The organism is Variovorax paradoxus NBRC 15149 (assembly GCF_001591365.1).
Taxonomy (GTDB): Bacteria; Pseudomonadota; Gammaproteobacteria; order Burkholderiales; family Burkholderiaceae_C; genus Variovorax; species Variovorax paradoxus.
In genome coordinates, this window is sequence record NZ_BCUT01000005.1 from 251157 (window position 1) to 270669 (window position 19513).

At 67.9% G+C, this 19513-nt stretch carries 18 protein-coding genes and 1 tRNA gene; 4 read left to right on the forward strand and 15 right to left on the reverse strand.

Translation table 11 applies throughout. The features are described from left to right. Window positions 1–243: 243 nt before the first annotated feature. The 7 genes from VPA02S_RS21505 to VPA02S_RS21535 form a co-directional block, all read right to left on the reverse strand. Complete coding sequence (locus VPA02S_RS21505; protein WP_062365540.1) at window positions 244–1671, reverse strand: amidase; 1428 nt, start codon at window positions 1669–1671, stop codon at window positions 244–246. Further along, window positions 1668–3155 (reverse strand): ABC transporter substrate-binding protein, encoded by a 1488-nt coding sequence (locus VPA02S_RS21510; RefSeq protein ID WP_062365541.1) that lies wholly within the window; start codon window positions 3153–3155, stop codon window positions 1668–1670. Before VPA02S_RS21510 ends, VPA02S_RS21505 begins: the two co-directional genes overlap by 4 nt. A gap of 204 nt (window positions 3156–3359) precedes the next feature. After that, window positions 3360–4853, reverse strand: coding sequence for an ABC transporter substrate-binding protein (locus tag VPA02S_RS21515; RefSeq protein WP_062365542.1), 1494 nt, complete (start codon window positions 4851–4853; stop codon window positions 3360–3362). Between the two features lie 109 nt (window positions 4854–4962). After that, window positions 4963–5793 carry an ATP-binding cassette domain-containing protein gene (locus VPA02S_RS21520; protein WP_062365543.1) on the reverse strand — a complete coding sequence of 277 codons (831 nt, stop codon included), beginning with the start codon at window positions 5791–5793 and terminating at the stop codon, window positions 4963–4965. Next, window positions 5790–6779, reverse strand: a complete 990-nt coding sequence (locus VPA02S_RS21525; RefSeq protein ID WP_062365544.1) for an ABC transporter ATP-binding protein — start codon at window positions 6777–6779, stop codon at window positions 5790–5792. Before VPA02S_RS21525 ends, VPA02S_RS21520 begins: the two co-directional genes overlap by 4 nt. Window positions 6780–6784: 5 nt before the next feature. Next, window positions 6785–7660 carry an ABC transporter permease gene (locus VPA02S_RS21530; protein ID WP_062365545.1) on the reverse strand — a complete coding sequence of 292 codons (876 nt, stop codon included), beginning with the start codon at window positions 7658–7660 and terminating at the stop codon, window positions 6785–6787. Continuing rightward, a complete protein-coding gene (locus VPA02S_RS21535; RefSeq protein ID WP_015867120.1) occupies window positions 7657–8607 on the reverse strand; it encodes an ABC transporter permease in 951 nt (316 codons plus the stop codon). The genes VPA02S_RS21530 and VPA02S_RS21535 overlap by 4 nt, the downstream gene beginning before the upstream one ends. Window positions 8608–8670: 63 nt before the next feature. Here VPA02S_RS21535 and VPA02S_RS21540 point away from each other — a divergent pair, with 63 nt between their 5' ends. Further along, window positions 8671–8967 (forward strand): YfhL family 4Fe-4S dicluster ferredoxin, encoded by a 297-nt coding sequence (locus tag VPA02S_RS21540; protein WP_028256292.1) that lies wholly within the window; start codon window positions 8671–8673, stop codon window positions 8965–8967. Here the strand turns inward: VPA02S_RS21540 and VPA02S_RS21545 are convergent. The 8 genes from VPA02S_RS21545 to VPA02S_RS21580 form a co-directional block, all read right to left on the reverse strand. Next, complete coding sequence (locus tag VPA02S_RS21545) at window positions 8953–9447, reverse strand: hypothetical protein (protein ID WP_026284248.1); 495 nt, start codon at window positions 9445–9447, stop codon at window positions 8953–8955. The two genes, VPA02S_RS21540 and VPA02S_RS21545, sit on opposite strands and share 15 nt — an antisense overlap. A 51-nt stretch (window positions 9448–9498) precedes the next feature. Next, window positions 9499–10131, reverse strand: a complete 633-nt coding sequence (gene pth / locus VPA02S_RS21550) for an aminoacyl-tRNA hydrolase (RefSeq protein WP_015867117.1) — start codon at window positions 10129–10131, stop codon at window positions 9499–9501. A 73-nt stretch (window positions 10132–10204) separates the two neighbouring features. Continuing rightward, window positions 10205–10879, reverse strand: a complete 675-nt coding sequence (locus VPA02S_RS21555) for a 50S ribosomal protein L25/general stress protein Ctc (protein ID WP_015867116.1) — start codon at window positions 10877–10879, stop codon at window positions 10205–10207. Between the two features lie 96 nt (window positions 10880–10975). Further along, entirely contained in the window at window positions 10976–11947 is a 972-nt protein-coding gene (locus tag VPA02S_RS21560; RefSeq protein WP_015867115.1) for a ribose-phosphate pyrophosphokinase, read from the reverse strand. A gap of 139 nt (window positions 11948–12086) precedes the next feature. Then, window positions 12087–12163, reverse strand: a tRNA-Gln gene (locus VPA02S_RS21565). A 66-nt stretch (window positions 12164–12229) separates the two neighbouring features. Continuing rightward, entirely contained in the window at window positions 12230–13120 is an 891-nt protein-coding gene (ispE, locus tag VPA02S_RS21570) for a 4-(cytidine 5'-diphospho)-2-C-methyl-D-erythritol kinase (protein WP_062365546.1), read from the reverse strand. Beyond that, the gene (locus tag VPA02S_RS21575) at window positions 13117–13641 is read right to left on the reverse strand and encodes a lipoprotein insertase outer membrane protein LolB (protein WP_062365547.1); all 525 of its coding nucleotides are present in this window, start codon (window positions 13639–13641) and stop codon (window positions 13117–13119) included. Before VPA02S_RS21575 ends, ispE begins: the two co-directional genes overlap by 4 nt. Next, window positions 13638–15488, reverse strand: coding sequence for a tetratricopeptide repeat protein (locus VPA02S_RS21580; RefSeq protein ID WP_062365548.1), 1851 nt, complete (start codon window positions 15486–15488; stop codon window positions 13638–13640). Before VPA02S_RS21580 ends, VPA02S_RS21575 begins: the two co-directional genes overlap by 4 nt. Before the next feature lie 71 nt (window positions 15489–15559). Here VPA02S_RS21580 and mutM point away from each other — a divergent pair, with 71 nt between their 5' ends. The 3 genes from mutM to mutY all read left to right on the forward strand — a co-directional run bounded on the left by mutM (window position 15560) and on the right by mutY (window position 19501). Next, complete coding sequence (mutM, locus tag VPA02S_RS21585) at window positions 15560–16372, forward strand: bifunctional DNA-formamidopyrimidine glycosylase/DNA-(apurinic or apyrimidinic site) lyase (RefSeq protein ID WP_062365549.1); 813 nt, start codon at window positions 15560–15562, stop codon at window positions 16370–16372. Window positions 16373–16461: 89 nt separating this feature from the next. Further along, window positions 16462–18429, forward strand: coding sequence for a dynamin family protein (locus tag VPA02S_RS21590; protein ID WP_062365550.1), 1968 nt, complete (start codon window positions 16462–16464; stop codon window positions 18427–18429). Between the two features lie 7 nt (window positions 18430–18436). After that, a complete protein-coding gene (gene mutY / locus VPA02S_RS21595; RefSeq protein WP_062365551.1) occupies window positions 18437–19501 on the forward strand; it encodes an A/G-specific adenine glycosylase in 1065 nt (354 codons plus the stop codon). Window positions 19502–19513 lie beyond the last annotated feature (12 nt).

Below are 19513 nucleotides of genomic sequence, written 5' to 3' on the forward strand. Positions count from 1 at the left end.
CTCCGCGAATGTCCCCCGCCTTCGGCTCCTCCTTTATTTCGCTGCGGGGAGCACCCGATGCCCTGGGCACTGGGGCACGCTGCTGGTGTACCGCTGATCAACGACCGCTCTGAATAACGCTCCCGTCGATGGGGTGCCTTGCGCAGCGAAATCAAGGGGGAGGCCGCAGGCCGGAGGACATTCGCGGAGCAAGGTACCCCGTCGGCGGGAGCGCGCCCTGAACAGCAGCGGCTGTCCCATCGTTCAAGGCGCCACAGGCCAGGGCCGCTGAGGCTCCCGAATCTGCTCGAACGCGCGCGACACGCGCAGCACGCCGAGGTCGTCGAAGCGCTGCCCTGCGATCTGCAGCCCGATCGGCAGCCCGCTCGCCGAGTACCCGCAGTTCACCGACGACGCCGGCTGCTCCGACATGTTGAACGGCACCGTGAAGCCGATGTGCTCCAGCGGCCGCAGCGGATCGTTGGTGGGGGACGGCGCCTCCGCGGCCGCAGGCATGTTCGGCGACACCGGCGAGATCACGTAGTCGAAGCGCGCGCAGGCCTGCACCGTGGCCACGCGGGTCGCATGGAACTGGCTGAAGCCGCGGAACACATGCTCGCCGCTGAACTCGGCCGCGCTCTCGGCCCATTCGCGGATGTAGGGCAGCACCTTGGCGCGCTGGTCGGGGCGCAGCGCCTTCATGTCCACCAGCGAGCGCATGCGCCACAGGTGGTCCATGCCGTCGAGCATGGCTTGCGACATGAACGGCTGCATCGGCTCGACGATGGCGCCGGCCTTTTCGAACAGGCGCGCCGCATGCTCGACCGCCGCCTGGATCTCGGGCTCGACCGCCAGGCCGCAGCCCGCGTCCAGCAGCAGGCCGATGCGCAGCCCGCGCAGGTGGTCGGGCGACACGTCGAAGCTCTCCCAGTCGATGTCCTGCGGCGGCAGGCTCATGCTGTCGCGCGCATCGGGCTTCGAAAGCACCTGCATCATCAGCGCCGCATCGCCCACGCTGCGCGTCATCGGCCCGGCCGCGCGGCCCATGTAGGGCGGGTCGATCGGGATGCGGCCCAGGCTCGGCTTGAGCGTGAAGATGCCGCACCAGCTCGCGGGCAGCCGCAGCGACCCGCCGATGTCGGTGCCGATGTGCAGCGGGCCGTAGCCCGCGGCGGCCGCGGCACCGGCGCCGGCGCTCGAGCCGCCGGGGGTCCGGCTCAGGTCCCACGGGTTGCGCGCCAGCGTGTGGAAGCTCGATAGCCCCGAAGACAGCATGCCGTAGTCCGGCATGGTGGTCTTGCTCACGATCACCGCGCCGGCCTCCTTCAGGCGCGCGGCGGGCGGTGCATCGGCGGCCGCGGGCTTCAGGTCGACGGCGGCCGTGCCGGCCGGCATCGGATCGCCGCGGGTCGCGATGTTCTCCTTGATGGTGGCCGGCACGCCGTCCAGCGGGCCGAGCGCGTCGCCGCGCTGCCAGCGTGCTTCCGAAGCGCGTGCCTGCTCGAGCGCGGCTTCGGGCCTGAAGAGCCAGGTGGCCTGCAGCCTGGGCTCGCAGCGCTCGATCTGCGCGATGACGGCTTGCGTGACTTCGACAGGCGACAGGCGCCTGTCGCGGTAGGCGGCGGAGAGTTCCTGGGCGGAAAGCTCGTTCAATGAAGAAGAGGATGAGGAGGAGGACACGTCGGCACTCATCCCCACGACAGCGCCGAGAGGTCGTTCACGAAGATCGGGTTCTCCTTCCAGAGGCCCTTCACGTTCTTCTTCGCGATGGTGGGGAACTGCGGCTGGTAGAGGAAGCCGTTGGCTGCATCGACGGCCAGCATCTTCTGCGCTTCGCCCAGCAGCTTGTTGCGCTCGGCCGCATTGGCTGTGGCCTTGATCTTGTCGAACAGCGCGTTGAAGGGCTTCGACTGGTAGCCCCAGTAGTAGTCGGGCTTGGCGTAATTGCCGAGGTCGAAGGGCTCGACGTGCGAGACGATCGACAGGTCGTAGTCCTTGTTGCCGTAGGTGCCGCTGAGCCACTGCGCCCACTCCACGTTCTGCACCTTGACCGTGATGCCGATCTTGGCGAGCTGCGCCACGATCACCTCGCCGCCCTGGCGTGCGTAGGGCGGCGGTGGCAGCGTCATGGTGAGTTCGAGCGGCGTCTTCACGCCGGCCTCGGCCATCAGCTTCTTGGCCTTCTCGAGGTCGAAGGGGTTGATGCCCGTGGTGTCGACATAGCCCGCGGCGCCCGGCACGTAGTGGCTGCCGATCGGCACGCCGAAGCCGTCGGCCGCGCCTTCGATCACGGCCTTGCGGTCGATGGCCGCGAGGATGGCGCGGCGCACGCGCACATCGTCCAGCGGCTTCTTCTTGTTGTTGATCGACAGGATGGTCTTGGCGCGCGAGCCGGCCAGGATCACCTGGAACTGCGGGTTCATCTTGAACTGCGGCACCGCGCGCGTGCCGATGCGCGTGAACACGTCGACGTCGCCGGCCATCAGCGCGGCGGCCTGCGCGGCCGTGTCGGAAATGAAGCGGAAGGTGACCTTGTTGATCTTGGCTGTGGCCGGGCTGCGGAAGCCCTCCCACTTGCTCAGCGTGATCGACGAGCCCTTGGCCCAGTTGTCGAGCTTGTAGGGGCCGGTGCCGACCGGCTTGGTGGCGTTGCCGTCGGCGCTCTTGGGCTCGACGATCACGGCCGTGGCCTGGCCCAGCACGAAGGGCAGGTCGGGGTCGATTTCCTTGTTGATGACCACCACGGTGTAGTCGTCGACCACCTGCGTGCTCAGGTTCGCGAAGGTGCGCTTGTCCTTGTTGGTGCTCTTCTCGCCGCCGGCACGGTCGAAGGAGAATTTCACCGCGGCGGCATTGAAGGGCTCGCCGTTCTGGTACTTGACGCCGCGCCGCAGCTTGAAGGTGTAGGTCTTCAGGTCGGGCGAGATTTCCCAGCTCTCGGCCAGGAGCGGCGTGACGCTGCCGTCGGCGTTGATCTTGGTGAGCGTCTCCAGGATGTTGTAGTGCACCACCTCCGCGATGGCGGCCGCGGCGCCGGCGGTCGGGTCCAGGCCCGGCGGCTCGAGCGCCATGCCGATCACGATGGCGTCCTTCCGCCCCTGCGCCATGCCGGCGATGGGAGAGGCCAGCGCCACGGTGGCGCCGGCGGTGGCAAGGAGGGTGCGACGGTTCAACATACGTTGTGATCTCCGGAAAAACGATGGATGCGAATGGCTGCTTCCCATGCGCGGCGCGCCCCGAATGGAGGCGCGGCGGCACGAAGGAAGGACACGCAGCACGAAAGATGCCACGCGCGGGCAGCGAGCCATTCTCTCGCAGCGCAGGCTTCGGCGCTGGTCCGCGCAGGCGCTATTTCCTCGGGACGTTCCCGGATGCCGGGCTCAGCTCCAGGAGAGCGCGGCGATGTCGTTGACGAAGATCGGCGTGTCCTTCCAGAGCCCGCGCAAGCCGCGCGCCGCCACTGTGATGAACTGCGGCTGGTAGAGGAAGACATTGGCCGCGTCCTCGGCCAGCAGGCGCTGCGCATCGCCCAGGTAGCGCAGCCGGTCGGCGGTGCGCGCGCTGTTGCGCGCCTTGTCGAACAGCTCGTTGAACCTGGCCGACTGGTAGCCCCAGTAGTACTCGGGCTTGGTGTAGTTCACGAGGTCGAAGGGCTCCACGTGAAGGATCAGCGAGAGGTCGTAGTTCCTGTTGCCGTAGGTGCCGCTGATCCACTGCGCCCACTCGACGTTCTGGACCTTGGCGACGATGCCCACCTTGGCCAGCTGCGCGGCAATGAGCTCGCCGCCCTGCCGCGCATAGGGCGGAGGCGGCAGCACCAGGTCGAGTTCGAGCGGCGTCTTCACGCCCGCCTCGGCCAGCAGCTGCTTCGCCTTCTCGACGTTGTAGGGGTTGATGCCCGTGGTGTCGACATAGCCCGGCGCGCCCGGCACGTAGTGGCTGCCGATGGGCACGCCGCGGCCGTCCGCGGCGGCCTCGATCACTGCCTTGCGGTCGATGGCCGCGGCAATCGCGCGGCGCACGCGCACGTCATCGAGCGGCTTGCGCCTGTTGTTGATGGCCAGGATGGTCTTGCCGCGCGAGGCGTTGAACACCACCTGGAAGCGCTTGTCGTTCTGGAACTGCGGCAGGCTGCGCGAGACCGAGGCGTGCGGGAACAGGTCGACATCGCCCGAGAGCAGCGCCGTCGTCTGCGCGGCCGGCTCGGAGATGAAGCGGAAGCTCGCCTTGCGGATCTGCACCGCGTCGGCGTTGCGCCAGCCCTCCCACTTGGCGAGCACGATGGCCGATCCCTTGGCCCAGCTGTCGAGCCGGTAAGGGCCTGTGCCCACGGGCTTGACGGCGTTCGTCTCCACCGTCCTGGGCTCGACCATGATGGCCGAGGCCTGGCCCAGCAGGAAGAGCAGCTCGGGCTCGATCTCCTTGCTGATCAGCACCACCGTGTGCGCGTCCACCACCTGCGCGGCGATGTTGGTGAAGGTGCGCTTGTCCTTGTTGGTGCTGTTGGCCGCGGCGGCGCGGTCGAACGAGAACTTGACGGTGTTCGCGTCGAAGGGCTCGCCGTTGTGGAACTTCACGCCGCGCCGCAGCTGGAAGGTGTAGGTCCTGAGGTCGGGCGAGATTTCCCAGCGCTCGGCCAGCAGGGGCGAAACGCTGCCATCGGAATTGATCCTGGTGAGCGTCTCGAAGACGTTGTAGAGCACCACCTCCGCAATCTCGGCGCCAGCCTTGGCCGTGGGGTCGAGCCCTGTAGGTTCGAGCGTGAGCGCCAGCACCAGCGCGTCCTTCTTTCTCTGCGCGAAGGCGGTCGCCGGCAGCGCGAGAGGAGCCAGGGCGGCGGCGCCGGTGGCGAGCAGGGTGCGTCGTTTGAGCATGAAGCGGTGTCCTCGGAACAAGGGCAGGCATCTTGCGCGCAGGCAGGCGGCCGCGCAACCAGATGCTTATGACCCACTGATCCTAGAACCAGTCCGCGAAGCTCCGATGTCAGGCCGCCAGCAGCGTGCCGCCGACGGGCGTGCGCGGCACCGCGTCGAGCAGCGTGCGCGTGTAGGGATGCTGGGCATTGCGAAAGAGCTCGCCGGGCGAGCCCTGCTCGACGATCTTGCCTTTCCACACCACGCAGACCTCGTCGCACAGATGGTTCACCACCGCGAGGTCGTGGCTGATGAGCAGGTAGCTGACACCGAACTGCTGCTGCAGGTCCTGCATGAGATTGAGCACCTGCGCCTGCACCGACACGTCGAGCGCGCTCACGGGCTCGTCGGCCACGATGAGCTTGGGCCGCGTGATGAGCGCGCGCGCGATCGCGATGCGCTGGCGCTGCCCGCCCGAGAATTCGTGCGGGTACTTGTCCATGTCGGTGGTGCGCAGGCCCACGGCGGCCAGCGCCTCGGAGGCGCGCTCGCGCTGTTCGGCGCGGCTGGTTTCGGCCAGCGCTTCGAGCGGCTCGGCGACGATGCGCGCCACGGTCTGGCGCGGATCGAGCGAGCCATACGGGTCCTGGAACACCATCTGGAAATCGCGCCGCGCCGCGCGCAGCTCGCCCTTGGGCAGCCGGTGCAGGTCGCGGCCCAGCATGCGCACGCTGCCCGAGGTGGGCGTGTCGAGCGCCATCACCAGGCGCGCGATGGTCGACTTGCCCGAGCCCGATTCACCGACGATGCCCAGGCTGCGGCCGGCCGCGACGCTGAAGCTCACGCCGTTGAGCGCCTTCACCAGCGGCGGCGGCCCGAAGAGCTTTTCGCGCGGCAGCGCGTAGTGGCGCACGAGGTCCGTCACCTCGAGCAGGGGCTGCGTGCTGGCGGGTTGGTTCATGATTCGAGCGCGCCTTCCGCCGCAATTTCCTCGAGCCGGATGCAGCGCACCGCGTGCGCGTGCCGCAGCACGGCGGGCGGCGGCCGCGTCGTGTGGCAGGCATCGACCGTGTACTTGCAGCGGCCCGCAAAGGGGCAGCCCGGCGGCAGGTCGACCAGTTCGGGCACGCTGCCCCGGATGGTGGCCAGGCGAATGCCGCGCGGCGCGCCAAGCGCCGGCCGCGCCGCAAACAGGCCCTGCGTGTAGGGATGCGCGCGCTCGGCAAACACGGTGTCGGTCGGGCCGCTCTCGACCACGCTGCCGCCGTACATCACCAGCATCTTCGAGACGCTCTGGGCGATCACGCCCAGGTCGTGCGAGATCAGGATCAGCGCCATGCCGCGCTCCGCGACCAGGCCCTGGATCAGTTCGAGGATCTGCTTCTGGATGGTGACGTCCAGCGCGGTGGTGGGCTCGTCGGCAATCAGCAGGTCGGGGCCGCAGGCCAGTGCCATGGCAATGCCGATGCGCTGGCGCTGCCCGCCCGAGAACTGGTGTGGATAGGCATCGAGCCGCGAAGCCGCATCGGGAATGCCCACGCGATCGAGCAGCGCCAGCACTTCCTTGCGCGCGTCGGCGCCCGTGAGTCCGCGGTGCAGCCGCAGCGGCTCGCCGACCTGGCGCGCAATGGTGTGCACCGGGTTCAGCGCCGTCATTGGCTCCTGGAAGATCATGCCGATGCGGTTGCCGCGGATCTGGCACATGGCCTTTTCGCCGAGGCCGACGAGCTCGGTGCCATCGAAGCGGATGCTGCCGCTGACCTTGGCGGTCGATGGCAACAGGCCCATCAGCGACATCACCGTGATCGACTTGCCGCAGCCCGATTCGCCCACGACGCCCAGCGTTTCGCCGCGCTCCAGCGTGAAGCCGATGCCGCGCACGGCCTCGGCGGGGCCGCGCTGCGTTTGCAGTTCGACGTGCAGGTCTTTGACTTCGAGCAGTGGCATATCGCTTAGCGGGCGCGCGCAAGGCGCGGGTCGAGCAGGTCGCGCAGCCCGTCGCCGAGCAGGTTGAGGCCGAGCACCGCCATGGCAATGGCCATGCCGGGAAACACCGCGAGCAGCGGCGACTGGAACATCATGGTCTGCGCCTCGCTCAGCATGCGGCCCCACGAGGGCTGCGGCGGCTGCGTGCCCAGGCCAAGGTAGGAAAGGGCGGCCTCGGCCAGGATGGCAATGGCGAAGCGGATCGTGATCTGCACGATCAGCACGGCCGAGATGTTGGGCAGCACGTGCTGCATCGTGATGGCGAACGAGCCCTTGCCGCAGGCCCGCGCGGCCGCCACGTATTCGCGCGACCAGATGGCATTGGCCGAGGCGCGCGTGATGCGTGCAAAGGTCGGGATGTTGTAGATGCCGATCGCGACGATCGCGTTGACGATGCCGGCGCCGAACACCGCCGTCATCATGATGGCCGACAGGATGGCCGGAAACGCGAGCGAGAAATCGGTGAGCCGCATGATCGCTTCCTCGACCCAGCCGCGCCGCGCCGCGGCGAGCAGGCCCAGCGCGGTGCCCACGACAAGGCCGATGCCCACCGCGATCACGCCCACCAGGATGGAGGCGCGCGCTCCCACCAGCAGCAGCGAGGCCACGTCGCGCCCGAAGGTGTCGGTGCCCAGCCAGTGCGCGCCCGAGGGCGGCTTGAGCTTGCTGGCCATGTCCATCTCGTAGGGCGACCAGGGCGTCCACACCAGCGAGAGGGCGGCGGCCAGCAGCAGGAGCAGCGTCAGCACGCCGCCGAGCACGAAGCTGCGGTGCCGGAGCGCGCGGCGCCAGAACCCGGGCACCTTGAGCGCGGCCGCGCTCGGAATGGTGGTGGTGCTCATATGTCGCTCGCCTTGATGCGCGGATCGATCACGGCATAGAGCACGTCGACCACGAAGTTCACGATGACCACCAGGGCCGCGAGCAGCATCACGCAGTTGCGCACCACGATCAGGTCGCGGTTGCTGATGGCCTGGAAGATCAGCCGGCCCAGGCCCGGCAGGTAGAACACGTTCTCCACCACGATGGTGCCGGCCAGCAGCTCGGAAAACTGCATGCCCATCACGGTGACCACCGGGATCATCGCGTTGCGCAGCACATGGGTCCAGAGCACCGCGCGCTGCGAAACGCCCTTGGCGCGCGCGGTGCGCACGAAGTCTTCGCGCATCACCTCGAGCACCGCCGAGCGCGTGATGCGCGCGAGGATCGCGGCCTGCACCACCGCCAGCGACAGGGCCGGCAGCAGCAGCGACTTGAGGCCCGCGAAGATGCCTTCGCCCCAGCCCTCGAAGCCGCCGGCCGAGAACCACTGCAGCTGCACCGAGAACACCAGGATCAGCAGGATCGCGAACCAGAAATTGGGAATGGCGATGCCCACCTGGGTGAGACCCATCAGGCCCACGTCGCCGAGCTTGTTGTGGCGCGCGGCGGCGGTCACGCCCACCAGCAGCGCAAGCACCGTGGTGAAGGCCATAGCGAGCAGCGCGAGCGGCACAGTGAGCGCCAGCCGTTCGAGGATGAGGTCGAGCACCGGCGAGCTGTAGGCGTAGCTGTCGCCCAGGTTGCCGGTCAGAAGGCCCGCGATCCAGTGCCAGTAGCGCGTCCAGGCTGGCTGGTCGAGGCCGAGCTTGGTGGCCAGCGCGGCCACCGCCTCGGGCGCGGCGTCGGGCCCCATGAGCATCTGCGCGGCATTGCCGGGCAGGATCTCGAGAACGAGGAAGACGATGACCGAGGCGCCGATCAACGTGGCGATCAGCGTGGCGAGGCGCTTGAAAATGAACAGACTCATGGGGCGGGGCGCAGCATAACCCGACTCGTGCAACAACCGTGCCTTGTTCGCGATAATCGGGGCATGGCTCTCATGATCACCGACGAATGCATCAACTGCGATGTCTGCGAGCCCGAGTGCCCGAACGATGCGATCTACATGGGCGCGGAGTTCTACGAGATCGACCCGCACAAGTGCACCGAATGCGTCGGCCACTTCGACGAGCCGCAGTGCGTGCAGGTGTGCCCGGTGGCGTGCATCCCGATCAACCCGGCCCACGTGGAAAGCCGCGAGACGCTCTGGCAGAAGTTCGAGCGGCTCGCCGCGGCCAAGGCAAAGGCCGCGGCTGCCGAGCCGCCCGCGCCCTCAGCCGGCGCTTGAACCGTTGCGCTTTTTCCTGCGGCTTCCGCCTTGCGCGGCGGCGGGCCCGTCGTCGGCCGCACCGCTGAAGCGCGGGCTCGACTTGCGGGGTTCGGCGCCGAGTTTTTGGGCGCGTGCCCGCGCGAGCTGTTCGGAAGCCGCGAGCCGGCGTTCGGCCATGGCGGCCTGCCGGGCGTCGTGCGCCGAGCGGCGGCTGCGCTCGTAGGCCTCCTTTTCCTGCGACAGGCGGATGCGTTCGAGCTGGTCGGCGCGCTGCTCGGCGCGGCGCGTGGCGGCCTCTGCGGCGCGGCGGTCCGCCTCGGTGCGCGCGTCGTCCAGCGCGAGCTGCTTGCCGCCTTCGCAGGGGCGGTCGGTGTAGGTGTTGCCGCAGCGGTAGGTCGCGGACTTTCCCTGTGCCGCAGCGGGCATCCAGAAAGTGCCGCAGGCCGCCAGAAGCAAGGCGGCAGCCGCTGCTTTCCTGGTCCTGGTTCTATTTTTCATTTCTTTTTCTCTCCCTTTTCTCTTCTCTCCCGCGCTCTCTTGGCCGGCTGACTAGGCGGTGGCGGGCGTGCCTCCGTCGCCGGGCTCCCGCCGCGGCGGTTTGGGCCGGGGCGGTTTGCTCGTGTGGATGATCAAGGTGGCCTTTTCCATTTCGCCCGCCACCAGCGCGGGCGCCGCGTGCAGCGTGCGCACGATGGCGTCCTCGATGGCTTCGCGCTGCTCCTTGAGTGGCTTCTTGAGCACCCAGTTGATGACCTCCGACTTCACGCCGGGGTGTCCGATGCCCAGGCGCAGGCGCCAGTAGTCGCCGGTGCCCAGTTGCGCATGGATGTCGCGCAGGCCGTTGTGGCCCGCGTGGCTGCCGCCGAACTTGAGCTTGGCCTGGCCGGGCACCACGTCGAGCTCGTCGTGCACCACGAGGATTTCCTCGGGCGCGATCTTGAAGAAGCGCGCGAGCGCGCCCACCGACTTGCCCGACAGGTTCATGAAGGTCTGCGGCTCCAGCAGCCAGACGCTCTGCCCGCCGATGTTCGTGCGTGCCGCAAGGCCGTGGTAGCTGCGCTCGGGCACGAGGTTGAGCTTCCAGTCGCGCGCCAGGGCGTCGATCCACCAGAAGCCGGCGTTGTGCCGGGTAGCTTCGTATTCAGGCCCCGGATTCCCGAGGCCGACAAACAGCTTGATCATGAGGGAATTATCTCGCCGCCCAAAAAGCAGAAGGCCCGCACGCGGCGGGCCTTCTGCAGGGAAGCGAGGGAAATTACTTCTTCGCGGCGGGCTTTGCCGTCTTGGCGGCAGGCTTGCCACCGGCTGCTGCTGCTGCTGCGCCTTCGGCAGGTGCTGCGCCTTCGGCGGCGGGTGCCGGCTCTTCGGAGACCAGCGGCGGCACGGCCGACACGATGACCGGGTTCAGCTTGCCGTGGCTCACGAACTTCACGCCCTTGGGCAGCTTGATGTCGTTGACGTGCAGCGTGGCGTTCTTCTTGAGGCCCGAGAGGTCCACTTCGATGAACTCGGGGAGGTCGGCCGGCAGGCAGCTGACTTCGAGTTCGGTCATGACGTGCGTCACGAGGTTGTGGTCGAGCTTGACGGCGTCGGACTCTTCTTCACCCTTGTAGTGAAGCGGCACCTTCATGTGCATGCGGGTCTTGGCGTCCACGCGCTGGAAGTCGATGTGCTGCACCAGCTGGCGGAACGGGTGGTACTGCACGTCGCGCAGCAGCACCTTGCTGGTGGCGCCGCCGAGTTCCATTTCGAGGATCGACGAGTGGAAGGCTTCCTTCTTGAGGGCGTGCCACAGCGCATTGTGATCGAGCTCGATCAGCTGGGGCTTGCCTTCACCACCGTAGACGATACCGGGCGTCTTGCCCGAGATGCGGAGACGGCGGCTCGCACCCGTGCCCTGCTTGGCGCGCTCAAAAGCGACGAATTTCATAACAACTCCTGTGAGAGTCCACCGCGACCAGTGCGACTCCGGTTCAACAAGGGCGCCATTCCAGAAAGGGAAGGTGGCGCCCGCTTTTTGCCCAGATCAGAACAGGTTGTCCTGGTCCGAGAACAAACTCATCACCGACTCGCCCTTGGCAATGCGCTGGATCGTTTCGGCGATCAGCGGTGCCACGGAGAGCTGGCGGACCTTTCCGCACGCCAGGGCGCCGTCGGAAAGGGGAATGGTGTTGGTCACGACCACTTCGTCGAGCGCGGAGTGGGTGATGCGCTCGATGGCCGGGCCCGAGAAGATCGGGTGCGTGCAATAGGCGTAGACGCTTTTCGCACCGCGCTCCTTGAGCACTTCGGCCGCCTTCACCAGCGTGCCGGCGGTGTCGATCATGTCGTCCATGATCACGCAGTTGCGGCCGTCGATTTCGCCGATCACGTTCATGACCTCGCTCACGTTGGCCTTGGGGCGGCGCTTGTCGATGATGGCGAGGTCGCAGTTCAGCTGCTTGGCCAGTGCGCGGGCGCGCACCACGCCGCCGACGTCGGGCGAGACCACGATCAGGTCTTCGTAGTTCTTCTGGCGCAGGTCGCCCAGCAGCACCGGCGACGCATAGATGTTGTCGACCGGAATGTCGAAGAAGCCCTGGATCTGGTCGGCGTGCAGGTCCATCGTGAGCACGCGCTCGACGCCCACGGTTTCGAGCAGGTTGGCCACCACCTTGGCCGAGATCGGCACGCGGCTCGAACGCGGGCGGCGGTCCTGGCGGGCATAGCCGTAGTAGGGAATCACCGCGCTGATCCGCTCGGCCGAGGCGCGCTTGAGCGCGTCGACCATGATCAGCAGTTCCATCAGGTTTTCGTTGGTCGGTGCGCAGGTCGACTGCACCACGAACACATCGCGCGCCCGGACGTTCTGGTTGATCTCGACGGTGACTTCGCCGTCGGAGAAGCGTCCAACGCGCGCGGCACCCAGCGAGGTCCCGAGGTTCTGCGCGATTTCTGCGGCAAGGCCAGGATTGGCATTGCCGGTGAAAACCATGAAATCAGGGTGATTAGCCTGCATGAGCGCGTCCCGGCAGTGCGAATTGGCTTTTAGGAAGCCGCCAAAGAGTTCGAGTCGTGGCAGCCCGAGGGCTGTCGATTATTGCAGCGGGCATGCTGCAAAAGAAGCACTGCGGCCGGTGGGCCGCAGTTTGAAAATTTGGCAGGGGAGAAAGGATTCGAACCTTTGCATGCTGGAATCAAAATCCAGTGCCTTAACCAGCTTGGCGACTCCCCTACACGGGTCGATGGCTTTCGCCACAAACCGATATGTCGCATCGGACCCATGACGGTCCGATTATCTTCAGGTCGCCCATCCCCAAAGTGGATGAACGGCCAGGTTGCTGCATTGGCGAACCTGCCAGCCCGGTGGGGCTTTTGCCAGTTCCGCTTCCTGCGGCCCTTGCGGCATTTTCGCGAAAACCGAACTTCCGGAGCCGGTCATCCGGGCTTTCAATCCTTGGGCGCCGAGCCATTCGATGGCGTCGGTGACCGCGGGGCAAAGCCGCTGGGCAACCGGCTGCAGGTCGTTGTGGCCGAAGTCGAAAACCTTGAAAGCGCTGCTTTCGGGGTTTGGGGCTTCAAGCTGTTCGCTATCTGCAGCAAAGCCCGAGATTGTAGCAACAGGAGTGGCGCGTTGAAGGTCGGGCGCAGAAAAAATTAAACGGGTATCGAGTCCCTGGGGTGGCTTGGCCACCACGAACCGCGCGGAAGGGATGGCCACGGGCCTGATTTTCTCGCCGATTCCCTCGACCCAGGCATTGCGCCCGCCCAGGAAGAACGGCACGTCGGCGCCGAGTTTCACGCCGATCTCGGCCAGGCGCGAGAGCGGCAGGTCCAGCCCCCACAGGCGGTTCAGCGCCAGGAGGCAGGTGGCGGCGTCCGAGGAGCCGCCGCCCATGCCGGCCTGCGCCGGCACTTGCTTGGCGATGCCGATGTGGGCGCCCTGGCCGGGCGCCGCATGTGCCTGCAGCGCCCGTGCCGCGCGCAGCACGAGGTCGTCGGGCGGCAGTTCGGTCGTGAGGTCTTCGCGGCTGAGCTGGCCGTCGCTGCGCAGCTCGACGTGCAGCGTGTCGCACCAGTCGATCAGCATGAAGACCGACTGCAGCAGGTGGTAGCCGTCGTCGCGCCGGCCGGTGATGTGCAGGAAGAGGTTGAGCTTGGCCGGTGCGGGAAGGTCGTAGATCGCCTTCATGACCGCTCGAACACGATGCGCAGGTCCGCCGTGGGGCCGGGAGACTCGCGGGTGGCCTGCAGTCGGCCGTTCGCGACCTGCGCGAGGTCGGGCCGCCAGCCGGGTACGGGCTCGTTGCGGCCCGCGAGCCAGCCGAACAGCGCGCCGACCGGTATGGCCGCGCCGGTGGCGGCCTCGATCAGTGCGTCGACAGATTCGAAGCGCCGCACCTCGCTGCCGTTCTTGAGCAGGGCCTGGCCGGGCGACCAGTGCAGCTGGGCCAGGGTGCTGCCGATCGGGCTCGTGAGCGAGAGCTCGCCCGCTTCGGGAGAACCGCGCAATTCGAACAATGCCGAGAAGGTCTGCACCGGCTGGCTGTCGATGCGCAGCGACATGCGGCCGCTCCAGCTGTCCGTGCTCCTGGGGGCGGAGGGGCCGCCCGCCAGCTGGGCGCAGCCGGCCATCGAGAGCAGTGCGGCCGCGCCCGCGAGCAGCAGGGCGCGGCGGCCGCCATCGGCCAGCCGCGGGGCGGGCACGCTCACGGCTTGACCCGCAGGCGCTTGAGCGTTTCCTGCAGGGTCTCGTTCTCGGCGTCGCTCAGCAGGGCTTCCTTCCAGATCGTGACCGCGCGGTCCTTCTGGCCGGTGGCCCAGAGCACCTCGCCGAAATGCGCGCCGATCTCCGGATCGGGCCGGGTCTTGTAGGCCGTCTCGAGGATGCGGATGGCCTCGGTCGTGTTGCCCAGCCGGAATTCCACCCAGCCCAGGCTGTCCGCGATGAAGGGGTCTTCCGGCGCCAGCTGCACGGCCTTCTGGATCAGCGTGCGGGCCTCGTCGAGGCGGATCTTGCGATCGGCAAAGGAGTAGCCGAGCGCGTTGTAGGCGTTCTGGTTCTCGGGCTTGAGCTCGATCAGCCTGCGCAGCAGCCGCTCCATCTCGTCGAGGCGGTTGAGCTTTTCGGCCACCATGGCCTGGTCGTAGACCAGGTCGCTGTCGTTCGGGGCGGCGGCGGAGGCCTGCGCCAGCATGTCGTAGGCCGCCTGGTACTGCTTGGCATCGCGCAGCAGCTGCACTTCGGCGAGGAATTTCTGCTTCTTGTCCTCGGGCGCACGCTCGGGCAGGCCGCGCACGAGTTCGCGCGCCTGCGGCAGCTTGCCCTGGCGCGCCAGCAGGCCCGCGCGGCGCGTCTGCGCGACCACGAGCTCGTCGGTGCCGTCGACGCGTGCGAGCCAGCGCTCCGCGGCCGTGAAGTCCTTGCGGCGCTCCGCCAGCTGCGAGAGCACGAGGTAGGCCTGGGTGGTGCCGCGCTGGCGGTCGTCCGGGTCCTTCTGGTTGGCCGCCAAGTCGATGTAGCGCTTGAGCGAGGTTTCGGCTGCCGCGTCCTGCCGGGCCTGCGCCTGCAGGCTGCCAAGCAGCAGCCAGGGCTCGGCCAGTTCGGGGCGCGCCGCGGTGAGCGCCTGCAGCTGCGCGGTGGAATCCGCATAGCGGCGGTTCTCGACCAGCACGCGCGCGTAGGCGATGCGCAGGTCGGGCGGCGCCTTCGGGTTGTTGGCCAGGTAGCGCGTGACGATCGGCTCCGCGAGCGGCTGGCCGGGGTCGATCATCTCGAGCGCAAGTGCGGCCGGAGCATCGGAGGCGGGGTCCATCTGCTGGCCCTTGAACGCGGCGTCCAGTGCGCCCGAGGTGTCGCCGGCATTCAGGCGCATGCGGCCGATGGTGGCCCAGGCCAGCGCGCCGGTGGCCGGGCTCTTGAGTTCGTCGGCCAGCGCCTGCTCGACCACCGAGGCGGCCTGCTTCTTGTCTGAGGCGCGCGAGTAGTTGCGCGCGATCACCGCCATCAGCAGCGGCTTCTCGATCTGCGGCGTGGCCGCGATCTCGACCCGCAGCGGCTCCACCGTTTCGCCGATGCGGTTGAGCGCGATCAGTATCTGCAGCTCGATGCGCCGTGCATCACGCGAGTTGGGCAGCGTTTCCTGCCATGCGCGCGAGGCCGCGAGCGCCGCGTCGCCGGAGCGCGACTGCAGCGCGATCTCGACCGCGCGCTGGAACAGCTTGCCGTCGCGCAGCCGCCGGGCTGCATCGAGCACCAGCGCATAACCCGATCCGGGATCGCCGGAGCGCGCGGTCATCTCGCCCATCAGGATTTCGTAGAACAGCTCGGCCGTCAGCGCGGAGCGCTGGGCCTCGGGGTCGCCGGCCGGCTTCGCGGCGGCTGCGGCAGCGGCCGGCGCCGGCTTGGTGCCGGGGCGGGAGGGTGCCGGCCGTTCGATGATGGGTGCCGGGCTCCTGGGCGCGGCGGGATCGGAGCTTTGCGCATGCGCGGCGCAAGCCAGCAACACGACGAAAGACGCGGCCGCCGCAAGGCGGTGTCGGCGGAGCGATGGAATCATCGAACCATAATAATCCAAGCTTTTGAGCGAGCACCGCGTGGGGCTTCGTCGCAGCCCGGAGTTTTTATTTCATGCCAGAGCTTCCCGAAGTCGAAGTGACGCGGCGCGGTTTTGCCGAACGCATTGCCGGTGCACGCATCGATGCGGTTCGCATCGGCAAACCCTTGCGCTGGGCACTCATGGTGATGCCCGAGGCGCTGGTCGGTCGCCGCGTGCTGCAGGTACGCCGGCGCGGAAAGTACCTGCTGATCGACCTGGACCGCGGCCTGCTGCTGCTGCACCTGGGCATGTCGGGCAGCCTGCGCTTCGATGCGGCGCTGCCCGCGCCGGGCGTTCACGACCACTTCGATCTGGTGACCGAACTCGGCACGCTGCGGCTGAACGATCCGCGCCGCTTCGGCGCCGTGGTCTACGTGGAGGACGAAGCCGCGCCCTGGGCCATCAAGCTGCTCGGCGGCCTCGGCATGGAGCCGCTGGGCGACGGCTTCGACCTGGACGCGTTCCACGCCGGCCTTCGCAAGCGCAAGGCCGCGGTGAAGCAGGTGCTGCTCGCGGGCGACGTGGTGGTCGGCGTTGGAAACATCTATGCGTCGGAGGCCTTGTTCCTGGCCGGCATCCGGCCCACGCTTTCGGCTGCGCGCATCAGCCGGCCGAGGGCAGCCCGGCTCCATGCGGCCGTGCGCGAAATCCTGGCCCGGGCGGTCGAGAAGGGCGGCAGCACGCTGCGCGACTTTTCCAACGTGGATGGGCAGAACGGCTATTTCCAGCTCGAAGCCACGGTCTACGGACGGGCCGGCGAGCCCTGTCGGGTCTGCGCAACGCCGATCCGGCTGCTGCGCCAAGGGCAGCGTTCCACTTACTATTGCCCCAATTGTCAAAAATAGTGTCTTAGCCGCCGGGTTGGCATATCCTGCAATCGCCTGCTTCCCAGTTTGCAATGCTATATTTGTAAGTTCTTTCTTACATATTCCCCTTGAGTCGCTCTTTCAATCAACAACTCGATCAGCACGGTGCCTGGCGGAGCAATTTCGCGCACCGCCTGCAGTGGCTGTCCCGCTGGCTGACCGAGAACGAGCTGCTCGATCAGGCAGTGGCCGAGCGCCTGCGCGGCCTCGAGCTGCAGATCCGCACCAGCAAGGTCATGGTGGCCTTCGTGGCGGAGTTCTCGCGCGGCAAGTCGGAGCTCATCAACGCAATCTTCTTTGCCGCCTACGGTCGCCGCATCATGCCGGCCAGCGCCGGGCGCACCACGATGTGCCCGACCGAGCTGGGCTACGACGCCGCGCTGTCGCCCAAGCTGCGGCTGCTGCCGATCGAGACCCGCCTGGAACCCCATTCGCTCACGCACTGGCGCGAAAAGGCCGGGCGCTGGACCGAAATTGCGATCGACGTGGCCGATGCCGACCAGCTGGCGCAGGCCATGAGCAAGGTGGCCGAAGTGCGCTGGGTCAGCAAGGACGAGGCGCACGCGCTGGGCTTCTGGAACGAGGAGACGCCCGACGACAACCCCGTGCAGGACGCCGAAGGCCGGGTCGAGATTCCGCGCTGGCGCCATGCCATCCTGAACATGCCGCATCCGCTGCTGGAGCAGGGGCTGGTGATCCTCGATACCCCGGGCCTGAACGCCATCGGCGCCGAGCCCGAGCTCACGGTGAGCCTGATCCCGCAGGCGCATGCCGTGGTCTTCATCCTGGGCGCAGAAACGGGCGTGACGCGTTCAGATCTGTCGATCTGGCGCGAGCACCTGGTCACCGAAAGCGAAGGCAGCGACACGCGCTTCGTGGTGCTCAACAAGATCGACACCATGTGGGACTCGCTGAGCACGCCCGCGCAGATCGAGCTCCAGATCGAACGCCAGCGCGAGGTTGCGGCCAAGTTCCTCGAGGTGCCGCTGGTGCAGGTGCTGCCGGTGTCGGCGCAGAAGGGCCTGCAGGCAAAGATCCAGCGCGATGCGCGGCTGCTCGACGCCAGCCGGCTGCCGGCTTTCGAGGCACTGCTCGCCGAAGGCGTGCTCGGCAAGCGCGAAACCATGCTGCGGCTCGCGGTGGACGCCGGCATGGTCGCGTTGCGCACCGAGGCCGAGCGCATCCTGAAAGTGCGCCAGCGCGACCTGTCGGAGCAGGCGCTCGAGCTGCAGGGATTGCGCGGCAAGAACGTGTCGGTCATTCGGCACATGCGCGCGCGCATCGACCAGGAACAGACCGAGTTCGAGGGCAGCAACACGCGCATCCTCGCGCTGCGTTCGGTGCAGGGCAAGCTGCTGCGCGAGGTGTATGCCGTGCTCGGCCGCACCGCGCTCAAGGAAGACATGGTGCGGCTTTCGGCCGCGCTCAAGCGCCCGGGCGTCAAGTTCAACGTGCGCAAGGTGTACGGCGAAACCTTCGACTCGCTGCGCAACAACCTGCGCGAAGTGCAGGCCACGACGGCCGAGATCCAGTCGATGCTGCACGCCACCTTCCGCCAGCTCAACGCGGAGCAGGGCTTCACCTTGCAGGCGCCCGCCGAGCCCGACCTGACGAGCTTCGAGCAGGAGCTCAGCCAGATCGAGCGCAGCCACATCCACTACCTGGGCGTGGGCAACCTGCTGAAGCTCGCACAGGCGGACTTCTGCGACAAGCTGGTGCGCGCGCTCGCAAGCCGCCTGCGGCTGGTCAACGAAGCGGCCATGACCGAGGTCGAGCGCTGGAGCAAGGGCGCCAGCGCCCAGATCGATGCGCAGCTGAAGGAGCGCCGCCGCAATTTCAGCAAGCGCATCGAAGCGATCGAGCGCATCCAGAATGCGGCAGGCAACCTCGACGAACGCCTGCTCGAGCTGGCCCAGCAAGAGAGCAGCCTGGCCGAGCTGCAGCTTCGGCTCCATGAATTCACCTCGGCCATCGCGCAACAGGGAAGGCCGGCAGCAGCCGCTGCCGCCGTCGGCGAGCTGCGTGCGGCGGCCTGATCGTCCGGTGCCGGCTGCGGCCGTGGAGCCGCAGGCGCCGGCCGATTTTGCCGAGCGCGTCGTGGCCTGGCAGCGCAGCCACGGGCGCAGCGCGCTGCCGTGGCAGAACACGCGGGATCCCTACCGCGTGTGGCTGTCGGAGGTCATGCTCCAGCAGACGCAGGTCTCGACCGTGCTCGGGTACTTCGCGCGCTTTCTCGAACGCTTTCCGACCGTGCGGGCGCTGGCCGACGGCACCGAGGACGAGGTCTTCGGGCTCTGGAGCGGCCTGGGCTACTACAGCCGCGCCCGCAACATGCACCGCTGCGCGCAGGAGGTGGTGGCGCGCTTCGGCGGCGAGTTTCCGCGCACGGCTGCCGAGCTCGAGACCCTGCCTGGCATCGGCCGCTCCACCTCCGCGGCGATCGCGGCCTTCTGCTTCGGAGAGCGGGTCGCGATTCTCGACGGCAACGTCAAGCGCGTGCTGACGCGCGTGCTCGGCTTTGGCGGCGACATGTCCTCGTCGGCGCAGGAACGCGCACTGTGGGACCGGGCCACGCAGCTGCTGCCGCCGGCCGAGCAGAAGGAGGCCATCGCGAGCTACACGCAAGGCGTGATGGACCTGGGCGCCACGGTCTGCCTGCCGCGCAAGCCGAGCTGCATGATCTGTCCGCTGAACAAGGCATGCGTGGGGCTGCGCGAAGGCCAGCCGGAGCGCTATCCGGTCAAGACGCGCAAGCTCAAGCGCAGCGCCCAGTCGCTCTGGGCGCTGCTCGCGCGCGATGCGCAAGGCCGCGTCTGGCTCGAGAAGCGGCCGGCCAAGGGCATCTGGGCCGGGCTCTACTGCCTGCCCGTGTTCGATAGCCGAGAAGAGTTGCTGGCCGCGCTGCCGCCGGCGGCGCTGGCCGGCGCACAGGACCTGCCGCCTTTCGTGCATGTGCTGACCCACAAGGACCTGCACCTGCACCCGGTGCTGCTCCAGGGCAGCCAGCCGAAAGGCGATGCGGCGCGCTGGGTGGATGCGCAGGAGTGGGGCCGGCTGGGATTGCCGGCGCCGATGCGCAAGCTGCTCGAGAGCAGCAGCGCGGGCTAGCCGGACGGAGCG